The organism is Sulfitobacter sp. L-8, assembly GCF_056859255.1.
In genome coordinates, this window is record NZ_JBSXOD010000044.1 from 1 (window position 1) to 14,872 (window position 14,872).

Consider the following 14,872-nt stretch of genomic DNA (forward strand, 5'->3'; position numbering starts at 1 on the left):
GATGACCATGGGTCTGCAGAAGGATACCCATATGGGCCGGATGCTGGGTGTGTGGGCTGGCCGTCTGCTCGAAGAAGAAGCAGCGCATGAGTTCAACAGGACGCTGATCGAGACCCTACAGGAAAGCTATGCTGCTGATGTCGAGAACGGTAGGGGCGACGAGTATGTCAACGTGGCCTCCAGGGACATGAAGGATCCGATCATCCGCGACGCATGGGGAACCATGGGCACACGTGTCACTGTACCCTAATTAATCAGATTCTGCGGATTGGACGCGATTTCGACGATTTCTGTACCCTTAATTGCAATATATCCACAGGGCTTTGCGTCAGCGTCTGACACAGCTCTGACGCTTCCAAATTGCATCGGCTCGCACCAGTAGTGCTTGACGATCTGCATCCGACCCAAGCTCAGAGACGGCTTGGCGGGCGGCGTTCAATGCCTCTGAAGATACCATTTTGCGAGAAGGACGCGACATGACCTTGTCTGGCTGACTGACCGGGATACACTGGTGCAACGGCTTTCTCGGAAGCCTCCCATCGAGTTCCAGAGACAGCCTGTGCACCCTATCGATCAGGCCTCTATGCTGAGGAAAGACGCGGCGGAGCTCTCGGAGTGCCTTGTCGTTTCCGTGCAGCAGGATTGCAGCGCCAAGCAGTGGACGGGTGTCGCAAACATCGACTGCCGCGAGCGCTGTGAACCGCTCCATCTGGCTCCGCGATGTGAGCGGCGCGGCGTATGCCAAATCGAGTACCTTCAGGACGGACAGGGTAAGGGAGAACCGGCGTATGCGCTGAAGATCGTTGGCCTGGACCGCGGCTTTCATAGTCGCCGCGCCGCGAGTAGCGCGGACACTTATCCTGTCTGCTATGCCGTCGGTCGGACGCCTCGCCACAAGAGGTCGACCACAGTTTTCGCAAGTCAACGACCAAGCAAAACGCCAGTGGCGCAGGATCAGTCCAGGCGTCTGGCCCGCGCAGCTTGCGCAACTCTGGAAGTCATCGCTCGATACATATTGAACCCCAAGATGCGTCGTATCCGGAAGGGTCATGGCCGCAATCTCATGCCGGGTCAGTTGATGTCACTGCACCCTAATTAATCAGAATCGCGCCTAAAATTGTCCCATAAAATCAATGGCCGCTTGTATCCTTAATTTTCATATTGTACCGTTAATTACCATACTGTACCCTTAATTGCCGTACGGTCGGAACTGTGGATAAGTGTCGACCTGTTGGGGCGGGGGATTTACGTGGTCAGCGAGCGTATTGCGAAACATCGTGCAGCGGTTCTTCGGCCGATCCTGGATCTGGAAAAGAGGGGCGAGCCGATCAGCGCTGCTATCGGTGACGCGGCTTGGGAACTCGGCTTGGCGAAAAGCCACACATGGTCGCTCTACCGGCGTCTGAGAGAGAACGACGCACGTGCCACGGCGTTGGAGTTGGACCGTCGCGGGCCGAAACCGGGGTCGAAACGGATCGCGCAAGACGTTGAAATCATCATCGATGAGAGTCTGCAGCGTTACTATCTGGTTCGCGAGCGCTCGAGCTTTCTTCGCATCTGGCGTGAGATTCGTGCCGAGTGCGAGGCGAAAGGATTTCAACCCCCGACCCGGAAAACGGTCAAAGCCCGTCTCGACGCGATGGATCAGCGAGAGGTCATCAGGAAACGGCGCGGGGCAGAGGAGGCTGACAAGGTCTTTGCCGCGCGTCCCGGGCGTCTTGAAGTTTCAGCCCCGCTGGAAGTCGTTCAGATCGATCATACTACGGCGGACATCATTCTGGTTGATCACGTGAACCGGCGGCCACTTACACGCCCCTTTCTGACGGTAGCCATTGATGTTGCGACCCGGATCGTTCTCGGGGCCTATGTCACCTTCGACGAGCCATCTGTCTTGTCGATCGCCCTGTGTCTCGATCACTGTGTGCGCCGGAAATCGGTGCATGTCCCTGGAACACTGGAAGAGGTGGTTTGGCCGACGGCCGGCATTCCGAAGGCGATCCACGTCGACAATGCACAGGAGTTCCACAGCGATGCCTTCAGAATGGCCTGCGAAGATTGGGGCATAACCGTCGAGTATCGTCCGCTTGGCGGCAAACACTATGGCGGCCATGTCGAACGGCTGATCGGAACGACCATGGGTGCCGTTCATGTGCTGCCCGGGACGACACATTCCTCAATCGTCGAGAAAGGCGACTATAATAGTGAAAAGCATGCAGCCCTGACGCTGACCGAGTTCGAGGATTGGCTTTATCTGGAAATCTGCCGATACCACAATACGGTTCACGAAGCCCTCGGCCGAACGCCGCTGGCTGCCTGGGCTGACCTGGGCGGGGATACTGCGGGGCGACAGGTCGTTGACGTCGAAGCCTTTCGGACAAGCTTCTTGCCCTTCGAGTGGTGCCAACTCGGGCGCACCGGGGTCACGCTCTTCGGGGTCCATTACTGGAGTGATGTCTTCGCGTCGTTGGTCGGACGCAGGCAGGGCAAGGTTCAGGTGAAATACGATCCGCGAGACTTGTCGCAGGTCTGGGTCATCATCGATGATGGCCGCGTGATCCCTGCTCGGTATCGGGATCTGAGCCATCCGCGGATATCGCTTTGGGAAAGTCGTCGTGCGCGGAAAGAATGGCAAGACAAGTATGGGGGGCGGATAAATGAGCGGGGCCTGTTCCATTTGATCGATGCGCAACGGCGGCTGGCTGAGGCGGCACGCCAAAAGACGCGGACCGCCCGGGTCGAAAACGAAAGAGGTGCTCGGCTTCCCCGGCACCAACCGCGTCGCGACCCGTCGCGCGAAATGTTCGCGATTGATACAGGTAATCCTGATCTGCCAACCTATGAGATTGATGAGTTCAATGACCCAAGACGAAAGAATTGACCGTATCCGCGGCGATCACTGGATCGCGTTTGACCGAGCCACCATTGTTCTCAACCGATTGACATCTCTGATGGAAATGCCGCAGCAGAGCCGGATGCCGGGTCTGATGGTCTATGGAAGTTCCGGCATTGGCAAGACGATGATCGCCAAGCGTATGGCGAGCAAATATCCCACTCAATATAACGCGGAACTGGGCATCACGAAAACGCCTATCCTGCTGGTTCAGGCGCCGCCCGCGCCGGACGAGCGGCGGTTCTATCAGCACATCCTGGCAACGATCGCGGCGCCAATGTGGGGCCGCCATACCGTATCCGAGCTCGAGGTCCGTGCGCTCGGTCATCTTCGGGACATGGACCTGAGGATGCTGATGATCGACGAAGTGCATAACCTGCTTTCGGGAAGCTACCGTGAGCAACGCCGTTTCTTGAACATGCTTCGGTTCCTTGCCAACGACCTCTGCGCTTCGCTCGTCGTTTTTGGAGTGAACGAAGCCCTGGAGGCGGTTCGTGGAGACGACCAACTGGCCCGACGGCTGGACGAACACTACCTGCCGCTTTGGGAGGACGACGTAGAGTTCTCTCGCCTGATCCAGACACTGATCGCGGCGATGGCACTTGAGCAACGATCAGGCCTGACGGTCGCATCACTTCGGACGATCCTGAAAGTGACCGGGGGTGTGACCTCGCGCGTGTTCATCATGATCAAGTCCCTGGCTATCGATGCGATCGAGACTGGAGAAGAGCGGATCACGGACGAAGCAGTTCAGGCCTGGCAGCCGGTTTGGACGAAGCACGCGTGGAACATTCCTCGCCAACCCGCCGCTGCATTCGGGTGACCGTCAGACCACTACCGTTCCGGCCACTGCCGGCACGCGATGAGCTCCTGTCCAGCTGGATTGGGCGACTAGCGAAGGCCAATCATTGCTCGGTAGAAGAGCTTTGTGGCTATCTGGGTTTGGGGCAGGGCGGGGTACCAGAGTGTGCGAGTGACTTGCGCGCGGCGAACTGGGCTCGACTATGCGGAGCGGTTCAGCTGTCCCCGGATGAAATCGCTGCCATGTGCTTTCCGGAAGCGATGCATCATTCGCTGCTTATCGTGTCGCGGTATGACTTCCAGCATTGTTGGGCGTGTGTCGAGAAAACGCCCGCTCTGGTTCTTCGCCATTGGCGCTTCGCGTGGTCGCTGACCTGCGAGATCTGTGGTCAATCCCTCGCGGCGAAACATCCAGCCGAAGCCGTATCAGACCGGCTACTTGCGCGCGCTGCACGTGGTGCGCAGTTCCTGGAAACGGCTGTGGCGAGCAAAGATCTCAGGCGGCTGCGCCGGGTGGATTTGACCTTGCATCTCATGGCAGTTCTGAAGATCGGGAACCTGGGGGCGCTCACTTCGGGGAACGAGCGCGAAAGGTTGATGGCGCTTGCCGCGGTTGGTGTAAGCGTGACCCGTCCGATTTTGGGCGTTGCCATCATTCTACGTGGAAACGAACGCATGGTCCTCGAGTTGCGCCGCGCCTTTCCTCAACATCGTCGTTTGATTGAGCGGGTCCGTGGGTTGTCGCTGGAACTCGACCAGCGGCTTCCGGGGCGGAGGGAAACAGAGCATCCGACCGGACAGAAGACGCATGGAACGAGCCGCGCAAGTGCATCCGAGAGCGCTTTGCGAGCAGCCCGTCAGGCCATATCCGAGCTCGGACTCGGCGCAAAACGGGAATCACTTCTGACCCGCGCCGACGCAATCTGGAAACGCTCGAGCGGGACCGAGCACTGACGCGTGTTGCCTGTGGATATATTGTAATTAAGGGTACAAAAACGCCCCAAAATGCCCTGAATCCGCAGAATCTGATTAATTAGGGTACAGTGACAGGTGTGAACGTCAATGCCCAAGACCCCGCCACAGTGCCCCATGGATTCGATTCTGCGCCTGCTCATGGGGCCGTGGACGACCTATATCATCTGGGTCCTGAGCGATCAGGGACCGCAAAGGTTTGGTGCGCTGAAACGTGCCGTGCCAGGAATATCTACCCGCATGCTGACCGAACGCCTGCGAATGCTTCAGGGTGCCGGGGTCATTTGGCGCGAACAGGAGCAGACAATTCCGCCTGCAGTCACCTATGGCCTGACCTCGCGTGGCAATGACCTGCGAGGTGTTCTGGACACACTGGGACATATCGCGGAACGATGGAAGGATGAGGGTGTCTTCGCAGAAGATGAATTGGGGACTGTTTGAATGAACCAATTGGGAAAATGCGCGGGTGTGCAAGCCTTGGGGAAGGCCAGATTATCGATAAAGCGCGTTCGATCCCACGGTTCTGCAGCAGGCGGCCGACATGAGGCAAAGTAAAGTTGCCGATGTGCTGAGCGGAGCCAAGACGGTCTTTCTGAGGTGTGGATTCGAAGGTGCCAGTGTCGATGCGATTGCCGAGGAGGCCAAAGTATCCAAAGCGACGCTTTATGCCCATTCCCCGAGCAAGAACATGCTGTTCTTACGCGTTGTGCAGGCTGAATGCGACAGGCTCTCTGTCGAGATCTCCCGACCGCTTTCACGCAACGATTCACCGCGAGCCGTTCTGGAACAACTTTCTCGGCGCATGATCAGACTGGTCCTGGACGATGACTACATTCGACTTCTGCGTACCTGCACCGGCGCGGTTTCAGTGCTGCCCGAGGCAGGGTAAATATATATGGAAGCGGGGCCAAGGCGGGCCACTAGAATTGTCGGGCAGGTTTTTCGGGTCCTGCAAGAAGCCGGATCGGTAAAAATGCAGGACGTTCAAAGCACTGCAAGCCAGTTCATTCATCTTTCCGTCTCGGGCATCATCATGCCCAGACTGCTGGCGGTTGGCCAGCCGATCGATGCGCCAGCGCATGCCGAAAGGGCGGTTGACGTGTTTCTAGGGATTTACTCAGCGGGTAATACCTAGCGTAACAGGCCTAAATTTAGGCACTTCTGCGGTTTGATGAACGCCTCGGTGCCCTGTTTCAGGACGGATTTGATCAAGACCTTGACCTTGATGCAGCCCCGGACTACCTCTCGCGAAAATCTAAACCGACCGGATGGTACAGTTGTGAATGAGCCAGGGCAGTCAGCGGGATCGAGAAACGCATCTCCGAGAATTCTCGGCGCTGCACGCGCGATTGCTGCGCGTGAAGGAGCGGGCAAAGTTACGATCGAAGCAGTCGCGAAGGAGGCGGGGCTGAGCAAGGGCGGCGTGCTCTACAACTTTCCGACGAAGAAAGCGCTGCTTTCAAGCCTGCTGGATCAGATGCTGGCCGCGCACCGGGAGCTTCTTGCGAATGTACCGGTGCGGCATCCAGCGCGCACTCTAACCGGGCATCTCGAAACTGTGATACACTCAAAAGACGTGGACGACGACCTGTCAATGGCAATCCTTGCGGCCGCCGCCTCGGATCCACGGCTTCTTGATCCGCTTCGCAGTGATCTAACATGCGACCTCGAACGTATACTGACAGACACGCAGGACGCGCCGGCCGCCATGATCGCGGTCCTGGCGATACAGGGTCTGCGGTTCCAACGGCTGTTGAATCTTCCGGACGGCGGCGCGGAAATCAGAGAACGCGTCATCGAACGATTAAGGACTATGATTGATGAGCTCTAATAAGAAGACCAAAAACTGGAAGCGGGTTGCTTTCGTCATCGTGCTGGCGGCCGCAGCGGCCCTGGCCGTGCCGTTCCTTCCGGGGTCCCTGACGGGTGTATTCGCCCAGACGGAAATGAATGCCGGGGAAACCGACGCCGAGACGCAGACAGCATCCGAACCCGATCGGCCGGTGACGGTCGAAGTGACGCGTGCGCTCAGCCGCGTGGTCAATCAATCCCGGGCCGTTGCGGGCCGGGTCGAGCCTGCACGCACAGTAGACATCGCGTTTCAGGTGCCGGGGCAGATCTTTTCCCTCGATGTCGAGCCGGGCGACAGAATCCGCAAGGGCGACGTGATTGCGGAACTCGATCAGGCTGATTTTGATTTGGCTGTCGATCGGGCGCAGGCCTCGTTCGACCTCGCGAATTCCGAGCTTGAGCGCGCTTCAAGTCTCGCCGAGCGTGGGGTCGCAGCCGACTCGCGCCTCGATACTGCGCGCGCCCAGTTTGCACAGGCAGACGTGGCACTGCGCGAGGCCAAGCGGCGTCTGTCGCAGACCCAGATCACCTCACCGTTTGACGCGATTGTGGCGCGTACTTTCGTCGAGGAGTACGTCAACGTCACCTCGGCCGCGCCGGTGGCGCGTCTGCAAGATGTGAGCGAGATGCGGATCATGATTTCACTGCCCGAAGAACTTGCGGCAGTTGCGCGTTCTGCGCCCGACGCGTTCGACATCGTCGCGAGCTTTCCTGCGGTACCGGGGTACACGGTGCCACTCGTGCTGCGTTCGTTTTCGACCGACGCTGATCCGACAGCCCAGACCTACGATGTGGAATTTGCGATCACCGGTGATATCGATTCACGTCTGTTGCCCGGCATGACAGCGGATGTGCGCATCGCCGCCGCGTCCGATGAAAACCGTCCGCAATCCGTCATCGTTCCGGTTTCGGCGGTGGACACGACAAGCCGAACCGACCCGTCCATCTGGATCTATCAGGAATCTTCCGGACAGGTCGCGCGCAGGACGGTCCGGCTGGGACTTCCCGTCAATGACGAGATTATCGTCATGGAGGGCCTGAATGGTGACGAGCTGGTTGTTTCGGGCGGTTGGTGGCGGCTCAGGGACAATCAGGCAGTGATGATTTCGGGTCTCTGATCCAATATTGATAGGACGGGTACAGATCCATGGCACTCAGCATCTCACGTGCGACCATCAAGCGACCGGTGGCGGCTTGGCTGGTTATCATCTTCTGCATGGTTGGCGGGTATTGGGGCCTCAATACCGTCGGTCGCCTCGAAGATCCCAGCTTTACCCTCAAGACGGCTCTCGTCTTCGTGCCGTATCCGGGTGCCACGGCTGTTGAGGTCGAAGAGGAAGTCTCCGACGTCATTGAAAACGCGTTGCAGCAGATGAAGCAACTCGACCGGGTTGAATCGAAATCCATGCCGGGCATGGCTCAGATTACCGTCGAAATCGAGATGACCTACGGTCCGAACGAGATCCCGCAGGTGTGGGACGAGATGCGCCGCCGCATCAGCGATGTGCAGGGGGATCTTCCGACAGGTACGCGCCCGCCAATCATCAATGACGATTTTGGCGACGTCTATGGCATGTTCTATGCGGTGACGACCGAAGGGCTTAGCCCGGTAGAGCAGCGTGATCTGGCGACGACCCTGCGACTTGGGCTGGTGACCGTCGATGGCGTCGCCAAGGTCGAGGTTCAGGGCCTTACGGAAGAGGTGATCAATATCTCGGTCCCATCTTCCCGGCTGACGGAGCTTGGGCTTCCTCCAACGCAGGTCCTGGGCGTCCTCGCCGACGAAAACCAGGTGTTCACGAACGGTGCGATTACCGAAGGTCCCGCCCGTATCGACCTGTCGGTTCCGCCGGGTTACGTGAGTCCGGAAGGTATCGAGGAACTTCGACTTGGTGTTCCCGGTGAGGTCGGTCAGGTTGCGGTTTACGACATCGCAAAGGTTACCCGCGATGAAGCCGAACAGCCAAGTCAGGTTATTCGGCAAAACGGAGCGGCGGCGTTCACTCTCGGAGTATCGGCGTTGACGGACCGGAACGTTGTCGAGGTCGGCGCGGGTGTCTCGGCGCGCCTGGACCGGCTCAAGGCCGCGTTGCCGGCCGGGGTCGAGATCACACCGGTCTACGAGCAGCACGTTGTCGTGGACGAGGCTGTTTCGAGCTTTCTCGTCAGTCTTGGCCAATCAGTGGGCATTGTCGTTGCCGCGCTGATGCTGACGATGGGATGGCGTGCGGGTCTGGTGGTGGGTGTGACACTGGCGCTGACTGTCTTCTCTACACTGTTTTTCATGTCTGTCTTCGGCATCCCGATGGAAAGGATCAGCCTTGGTGCCCTGATCATCGCGATGGGGATGCTTGTCGATAACGCCATTGTCATCACAGAAGGAATGGTGATCGGTGTGGCGCGGGGCAAGTCTGCGGAAGATGCCGCCGCCGAGACGGAAACCGCCACATCGATTCCCTTGCTTGGTGCGACCGTTATCGGGATCATGGCCTTTTCCGGGATCGGCCTGTCGCCTGACGCGACCGGCGAATTCCTGTTTTCGCTTTTCGCGGTCATCGCGATTTCGCTGCTGATGAGTTGGGCGCTTGCGGTTTCGGTCACACCCTATCTCGGCAAACTGCTGCTCCGCGCGCCAAAAGAGACCTCTGACGATCCCTACAAGGGGGCGTTCTACGGAGTTTATCGCAGCTTTCTCTGGCTGGCTTTGCGGACCCGGGTCATCGTCGTCCTGATCATTGTGGGAATTACGGTCTGGTCCGTGATGGCCTTTGGGCAGGTCAAGCAGGCGTTTTTCCCGGCGTCGAACACTCCGATCTTCTATGTCGAGTTCCAGATGCCACAGGGGACCGATATCAATGTCACCGACGCTGAAATGAAACGGCTCGAACAGATGCTGCTCGCCGAGGACAACGTGACGGATGTGACGACCCTTGTCGGGCGAGGCGCAAGCCGCTTCATGCTGACTTATAATCCCGAGCAGGCGGATGCCAGTTACGGACAGCTTATCGTCCGGGTCGCCGATGCCGAGGCAATCCCGTCCATCGCGAGCCGACTGAACCGGGATCTGCCAGCCGAATTCCCTCACGCGCTGATCCGCGTCGAGCAGATTGTGTTCGGGCCGCCGTCCGGTGCAGACGTGGCGGTTCGGTTTGCGGGGCCGGATCCTGTCATCCTGCGGCAACTCGCGGATGATGCGATGCGGATCTTCGAGGATTCCGGTACGATCACCAACCCGCGGACCAACTGGCGCCAGCGTGAGATACTCGTCGAGCCGATTGTCGATGAATCGCGTATGCGTCTGGCCGGTGCAACGCGCGGGGCGATTTCCGACACCATAAGCTACGGAACGTCCGGCTTGCGTGTTGGTCAGTTGCGCGAGGACGACGAGGTGATCTCGATCAACCTCCGCCTCCCGGAGAGCGAACGTGACGGGATTGACCGCCTTTCCGATCTTTCCGTATGGTCTGATGGTGCAGGGTCCTACGTTCCGATGGCCAACCTCGTTGAGCGTTTCGAGACACGCCTCGTCGAGGCGCTTATACAAAGACGTGACCGCGAGCGCACCATTACCGCGATGGGCGGGTCGCGCAGCGATCTGACCGCGGACGAAGCGTTCCGGAGTGTTAGGACCGATATCGAGGCCATTCCGCTGCCAGAGGGTTACGTGATGGAATGGGGTGGCGAATTCGAAAGCGCGGCGGATGCGCAGGCAAGTCTCGGCAAGCAGCTTCCGCTGGGTTTTCTCGTCATGCTGACAATCTCGATCCTGATGTTCAACAAGGTCCGCCAACCACTGATCCTTTGGTTGGTCGTACCGATGTCGGTAACAGGAATGGTACTGGGGCTCCTGTTCACAGGCTTGCCGTTTACGTTCACTGCCCTTCTGGGCTTCCTGTCGCTTTCCGGTATGCTGATGAAGAACGCAATTGTTCTGGTCGAAGAGATAGACCTTCAGCGTGCAGAGGGTGTACCCGACTACAAGGCGGTCATCGACGGATCAGTCAGCCGTCTGCGCCCTGTGGTGCTCGCGGCAGGCACGACGATCTTCGGGATGGTTCCACTCCTGCCGGATGCCTTCTTTGCATCGATGGCAGTGACGATCATGGGCGGTCTTGCATTTGCTTCGGTTCTGACGCTGATCGCCGTTCCGGTACTTTATGCGCTCTTCTTTCGGATCAAGCCTCCGAAAGAGGACACCGCTCCGGAGGGCGCAACAGCCGCAGCGTGATCAGGCCTGGCGCGCGGTGCACGGCAGTGTGCACCGACGCGGTCGTCTCTTTGGGAATCAGGTGTTATTCCCTATTTCGGTAGAAGTCGCTGTGAGCTTGCTGCGCTGGCACAAGCGCACCCGCCCGGAAATATCCGAACGCGGGTACAACTTCGATTGGCGTGAGAGGATCGGCTTGGGTTCGCGAGAAATAGACTGGTTTCATCGCGCGTTCCGGGCCGAAGCGGCACACCCCTCAACGGCACCAGAACAGTTGTAGTCGCCGGGATCAGACCGCCGGTGCTTTTGCGTGGGGCAGGTGGCCTGTCTTGATCCAGAGCCTTGCGCCCTGATCACCGGCTGTCGCCGTCAAAGTCTCACCATCTGGCAGGCGCAGCCAGTCGTTCCGCTTCAGGGTTTCACCGTCAACCGTGACCGCTCCGCCAATGACCAATACCTCTATCCCTCCCGGTGCCTGCGACGTCGTGACCGCGCCGGGCTCCAGCTTGCTGTAGGTCACAACCTCGCGCGCATCCCGGTGCAGGATCGTCGTGGCGACCCCTTCTGTCGGTGCGCCCAGCTCTGCCTCCATATCCTTGTGGAACTGGGTGCGGTCGGCCATGTCGAACTGCCACAGCTTGACGAAGATCGTACATCCTGCCTTCGATCCCGGTGTGTGCGAGGTCGTGGGCGGATTGCGAACGTATGTGCCCGCCGGGTAATCGCCATGCTCGTCCTGAAAGACACCGTCAAGAACGATGAATTCCTCGCCGCCGGTGTGGGTGTGTGCCGAAAAACGGCTGCCGGGTGCATAACGCACGATGGTGGTTGCCCGCGCTACTTCGTCGCCAATCCGGTCCAGCATACGTCTGTCCACACCTTCAATCGGCGAGGGCTGCCAGTCGATCGTGTCCGAATGAACGACGACACGCTGCGAAAAATCGGCATTGAGATCCATTGTATACAGTCCTTTTCTGGCCTCACGCGCTTGGCGGAGGCTTTAGATGATTGATCACTTTCGGATGCCATGAGCTAGGCAGGATTTGTGCATTGGCAAGGAAATTTATCGTGCGTTGGGGCATCCGGCATGCGCGGTGATGTTGCCGCTCAATCCGGTGGATCGCGTCCTTCCGCCGAGGGAGCTTCTGGAAGTTCGAGGCGTTTCGGGCTTGCCTGTTCCACCGCCGAACGGAGCCGGGACATCAATGCAATCGCCTGCGAACGGTCTTCTGCGGAAATTCCGAGATCCGCGAAATTCTGCGTGACAGTCTGGTCGGCGGCTTTGAGAATGGCGAGACCATATTCGGTCGGGCACAAAACAATACGGCGTTCATCCTCCGGGTCTCGCACCCGCTCTATCACCCCGACCCCGGCCATCTTCTTGGCCAGGGGCGATACCGTGTTCGGTTCGACCCCGAGACGCGCGGAAAGCTCGGAAAGCGACATTTTCCCTTTTTCGACAAGAGCCTTGAGCATCACGTATTTTGCGTAAGTAAGCCCAGTCTCGGCGAAAGCCGTCTGGTAAAATCGACCGAACGCATGGTGAAGCATGTAGACCTGAAAACAGGCAAGATCATTCAGGTTGGATTTTTGTACCATACACGCTAACTAGGGCCACCGGGTCGGGATTGAAAGCCGAAACACCGTAAGCCCGATTCGAAACTTCGTATACGAAATATTCTAGAGCGAAAGGAAATGCCATGACTCAGATCAACCGACGCACCCTTTTAAAGGGCGCCGCAACGCTGCCAGCCGCCGCCGCCCTTACCGGAGTAGCAAGCCCAACGCTGGCTGCCGGACACACCGCGACACCGGGCGCGGCCCTCTACTCTGCGCCCCTCGGTCGATATCGCATCACCGCCCTGTTGGATGGGATCGCACCACTGGGCAGGGGGTTCTTTTTCGGCAGCGAAGCGATCGACCCGCTGATGGAGCAGATCGGTATCGGGCCCGATGCGTTGCCTGCGCCGGTTTCTGCATTTCTCCTGCAATCCGACGAGCGTACAATTCTGATCGACGCCGGAATGGGAGAGCAGGAATTGTTGGGGCCTGGCTTTGGCGGTCTGATCCCCGGACTTGCTGCGGCAGGCGTCACCCCCGACGATGTCGACATGGTTGTTCTGACCCATGCGCATCCCGATCATCTTGGTGGTTTGATCCGTGGCAGTGATGCCGTCTTCAAGAACGCCGAATTGGCTTTGGGTGAGGTCGAAGCAGGCTTCTGGACCGATGAAGCGATGATGGCGCAGGCGCCGGATGAGGCGAAAGGTATGTTCCAGTTGGCCCAGACCGTGCTTGGGGCCTATGGCGATCGTGTGACGCGTATCGCCGACGGTGCCGAGGCCGCGCCCGGCCTGTCCATGATGTTGTCTCCGGGCCACACACCGGGCCACTCGATTGTGCGGATCGATGGCGGCGACCGGCAGTTGCTGATGATCGCTGACACGCTTGCCTCGGCCGATGTTCACACTGCACTGCCCGATGTTGGGTTTGGGTTCGACAGCGATCCGGCCCAGGCTGCGGAATCCCGACGCCGCGTCTTTGACATGGTGTCAGCTGACAAGACGCTTGTCGCGGGGAGCCACATCCACTTTCCGGGCTTTGGCCGTATCCTCGCGGATGGCGAGGCGTATCGCTACGTTCCTACTACCTGGATGTGATTTAGCCATCAATAGGGGCGCTGCAAGGCGCCCCTTAATCAGGCGCTTGCCTGTTGTCTCATATAATGCGGGCCATTCAGGCCCATTAAGTTCGTGTACGAAATATTTGCTTGCCAATCAAAATTATTGTTCTAGTTGTAATCCGAAGCAGCGGTGGACCAGCCGCTCTTAGAGAGGACCACATGGATAAGCCTGTCGATTTGAATGAGAAAGCCGTCCGCACCGCGGCGGTGTGCGGTTCCGGACCTGTGCTCATCCGGTTGATCGGGTTGTCCCCGAACATAAACCGTCGGAGCGTTCAGTGATGGTCGAAACTGATACACACGACGCGTCCGGTCTTCTTTGTCTGGACAGCCAGCTTTGTTTTCCGCTCTACGCCGCGACCAACCTGTTGGGCCGCATGTACCGCCCACTGTTGGATCCTCTCGGTCTGACCTATTCGCAATATCTCGTCATGCTGGTTCTTTGGGAAGAGGGGCCGATTCATGTCGGTGGCCTGGCACGGCGTCTTCATATCGACAGCGGTACGATGACCCCGATGTTAAAGCGGATGGAGAAACTCGGCCTGCTGACCCGGACGCGCGACCGGGCCGACGAACGACACGTCATGGTGCACCTGACGCCGGACGGTGTCGCCCTGCGGACCCGCGCGGCGGAGGTGCCGGTCGCCTTGTCCGGCCGGATCGGTGACCGGCTTGGGCCGGGTGCGGCCGAGGCGCTGCGCACCGCCGTGCGCGATCTTGTCGATCTCCTAGCGGCGGACCTTGCGAACATATCCGGTGATCCAGCACCGCAGGCGGCGCTCCCGCATTCCATCAAATGACAACAACGAGGACCAGATGACAGAAACAACTCTCTTCGGCTTTAACGGATCGACCTTCGTGCGCACGGTGCGATGCGTGCTGGCGCGTAAGAGCATTTCTTACAACCAGGTGCCGGTCAACGTCCTGGAAGGCGAAACGCAAGAACCCGATCATCTTGAACGCCACCCGTTCGGCAAGGTGCCGGTTCTCGATATCGACGGAATGCGTCTGCGTGAAACCGATGCAATCGTACGGTACCTCGAAGCGCGCGACCCTGAACCACCGATGTTTCCCAAGGATGCAAAAGAACGCGCGAAGGCGGACGAGAACGCTGCGCTGATCACCAATTACGGCTACGACGCGATCATTGGTTTTGTGGCGTATCACCTGTTCCCCGATGTGGTCGGCGGAAAAAACGAAGAAATGAGGCAGTCCAATCTGGATCAGGCCAGAAAACTGATCAGGCTTGTTCTGGACAACAAGAAAGATGCGCCATTTTTTTCCGGTGACGCGCCCGGTTTCGCCGACTACCTGCTCGGGCCGCTCATTGCGTATGCGACGATGACAGAGGATGGCGCCGCGATCTTGTCCCTCGAGGGCATGCAGGACTGGTGGGACAGATTAAGTAATGACGAAGCGTTCGTGGCCACTGCGCCGGACCTTGGCTGAGAAAAAAGGAGAACCGAGA

16 protein-coding genes are annotated in these 14,872 nt (G+C 58.8%); 13 read left to right on the top strand and 3 right to left on the bottom strand.

Features of this window, described 5'->3' with window-relative positions; genetic code table 11:
- On the top strand, nucleotides 1-250 hold a 250-nt coding region (locus tag AC13DE_RS07530), incomplete at its 5' end, for a hypothetical protein (RefSeq protein WP_483047515.1).
- Between the two features lie 78 nt (nucleotides 251-328).
- Here the strand turns inward: AC13DE_RS07530 and AC13DE_RS07535 are convergent.
- Nucleotides 329-826: a hypothetical protein gene (locus AC13DE_RS07535; protein WP_483047516.1), complete on the bottom strand. Its 498-nt coding sequence runs from the start codon at nucleotides 824-826 to the stop codon at nucleotides 329-331.
- A 423-nt stretch (nucleotides 827-1,249) separates the two neighbouring features.
- Between AC13DE_RS07535 and AC13DE_RS07540 the strand changes: the two genes are divergently transcribed.
- The 9 genes from AC13DE_RS07540 (at nucleotide 1,250) to AC13DE_RS07580 (ending at nucleotide 10,742) form a co-directional block, all read left to right on the top strand.
- Nucleotides 1,250-2,878, top strand: coding sequence for a Mu transposase C-terminal domain-containing protein (locus AC13DE_RS07540; protein WP_483047517.1), 1,629 nt, complete (start codon nucleotides 1,250-1,252; stop codon nucleotides 2,876-2,878).
- Nucleotides 2,856-3,713, top strand: a complete 858-nt coding sequence (locus tag AC13DE_RS07545; protein ID WP_483047518.1) for a TniB family NTP-binding protein — start codon at nucleotides 2,856-2,858, stop codon at nucleotides 3,711-3,713. Before AC13DE_RS07540 ends, AC13DE_RS07545 begins: the two co-directional genes overlap by 23 nt.
- Nucleotides 3,674-4,645 (top strand): TniQ family protein, encoded by a 972-nt coding sequence (locus tag AC13DE_RS07550; RefSeq protein WP_483047519.1) that lies wholly within the window; start codon nucleotides 3,674-3,676, stop codon nucleotides 4,643-4,645. Before AC13DE_RS07545 ends, AC13DE_RS07550 begins: the two co-directional genes overlap by 40 nt.
- Before the next feature lie 135 nt (nucleotides 4,646-4,780).
- Entirely contained in the window at nucleotides 4,781-5,104 is a 324-nt protein-coding gene (locus tag AC13DE_RS07555) for a winged helix-turn-helix transcriptional regulator (protein ID WP_037931508.1), read from the top strand.
- A 100-nt stretch (nucleotides 5,105-5,204) separates the two neighbouring features.
- On the top strand, nucleotides 5,205-5,552 hold the full coding sequence (locus AC13DE_RS07560; protein ID WP_240790892.1) for a TetR/AcrR family transcriptional regulator: 348 nt from the start codon (nucleotides 5,205-5,207) through the stop codon (nucleotides 5,550-5,552).
- 6 nt (nucleotides 5,553-5,558) lie between these two features.
- Nucleotides 5,559-5,798: a TetR/AcrR family transcriptional regulator C-terminal domain-containing protein gene (locus AC13DE_RS07565; RefSeq protein WP_240790891.1), complete on the top strand. Its 240-nt coding sequence runs from the start codon at nucleotides 5,559-5,561 to the stop codon at nucleotides 5,796-5,798.
- 144 nt (nucleotides 5,799-5,942) lie between these two features.
- Nucleotides 5,943-6,494 carry a TetR/AcrR family transcriptional regulator gene (locus tag AC13DE_RS07570; RefSeq protein ID WP_348208401.1) on the top strand — a complete coding sequence of 184 codons (552 nt, stop codon included), beginning with the start codon at nucleotides 5,943-5,945 and terminating at the stop codon, nucleotides 6,492-6,494.
- A complete protein-coding gene (locus tag AC13DE_RS07575; RefSeq protein ID WP_132998126.1) occupies nucleotides 6,484-7,632 on the top strand; it encodes an efflux RND transporter periplasmic adaptor subunit in 1,149 nt (382 codons plus the stop codon). Before AC13DE_RS07570 ends, AC13DE_RS07575 begins: the two co-directional genes overlap by 11 nt.
- A gap of 29 nt (nucleotides 7,633-7,661) precedes the next feature.
- A complete protein-coding gene (locus AC13DE_RS07580) occupies nucleotides 7,662-10,742 on the top strand; it encodes an efflux RND transporter permease subunit (RefSeq protein ID WP_037931516.1) in 3,081 nt (1,026 codons plus the stop codon).
- Nucleotides 10,743-11,010: 268 nt separating this feature from the next.
- On the opposite strand, the gene AC13DE_RS07585 is transcribed toward AC13DE_RS07580, so the two are convergent.
- Both AC13DE_RS07585 and AC13DE_RS07590 read right to left on the bottom strand, forming a co-directional pair.
- Nucleotides 11,011-11,679 (bottom strand): cupin domain-containing protein, encoded by a 669-nt coding sequence (locus AC13DE_RS07585; RefSeq protein WP_132998125.1) that lies wholly within the window; start codon nucleotides 11,677-11,679, stop codon nucleotides 11,011-11,013.
- Between the two features lie 149 nt (nucleotides 11,680-11,828).
- On the bottom strand, nucleotides 11,829-12,320 hold the full coding sequence (locus AC13DE_RS07590; protein ID WP_132998124.1) for a MarR family winged helix-turn-helix transcriptional regulator: 492 nt from the start codon (nucleotides 12,318-12,320) through the stop codon (nucleotides 11,829-11,831).
- Between the two features lie 101 nt (nucleotides 12,321-12,421).
- Between AC13DE_RS07590 and AC13DE_RS07595 the strand changes: the two genes are divergently transcribed.
- From AC13DE_RS07595 to AC13DE_RS07605, 3 genes are all read left to right on the top strand, one after another.
- Entirely contained in the window at nucleotides 12,422-13,381 is a 960-nt protein-coding gene (locus tag AC13DE_RS07595) for an MBL fold metallo-hydrolase (RefSeq protein WP_132998123.1), read from the top strand.
- 304 nt (nucleotides 13,382-13,685) lie between these two features.
- Nucleotides 13,686-14,204 carry a MarR family winged helix-turn-helix transcriptional regulator gene (locus AC13DE_RS07600; protein ID WP_132998146.1) on the top strand — a complete coding sequence of 173 codons (519 nt, stop codon included), beginning with the start codon at nucleotides 13,686-13,688 and terminating at the stop codon, nucleotides 14,202-14,204.
- Between the two features lie 16 nt (nucleotides 14,205-14,220).
- Nucleotides 14,221-14,853: a glutathione S-transferase family protein gene (locus AC13DE_RS07605; protein WP_114865605.1), complete on the top strand. Its 633-nt coding sequence runs from the start codon at nucleotides 14,221-14,223 to the stop codon at nucleotides 14,851-14,853.
- The last annotated feature ends 19 nt before the right edge of the window (nucleotides 14,854-14,872 follow it).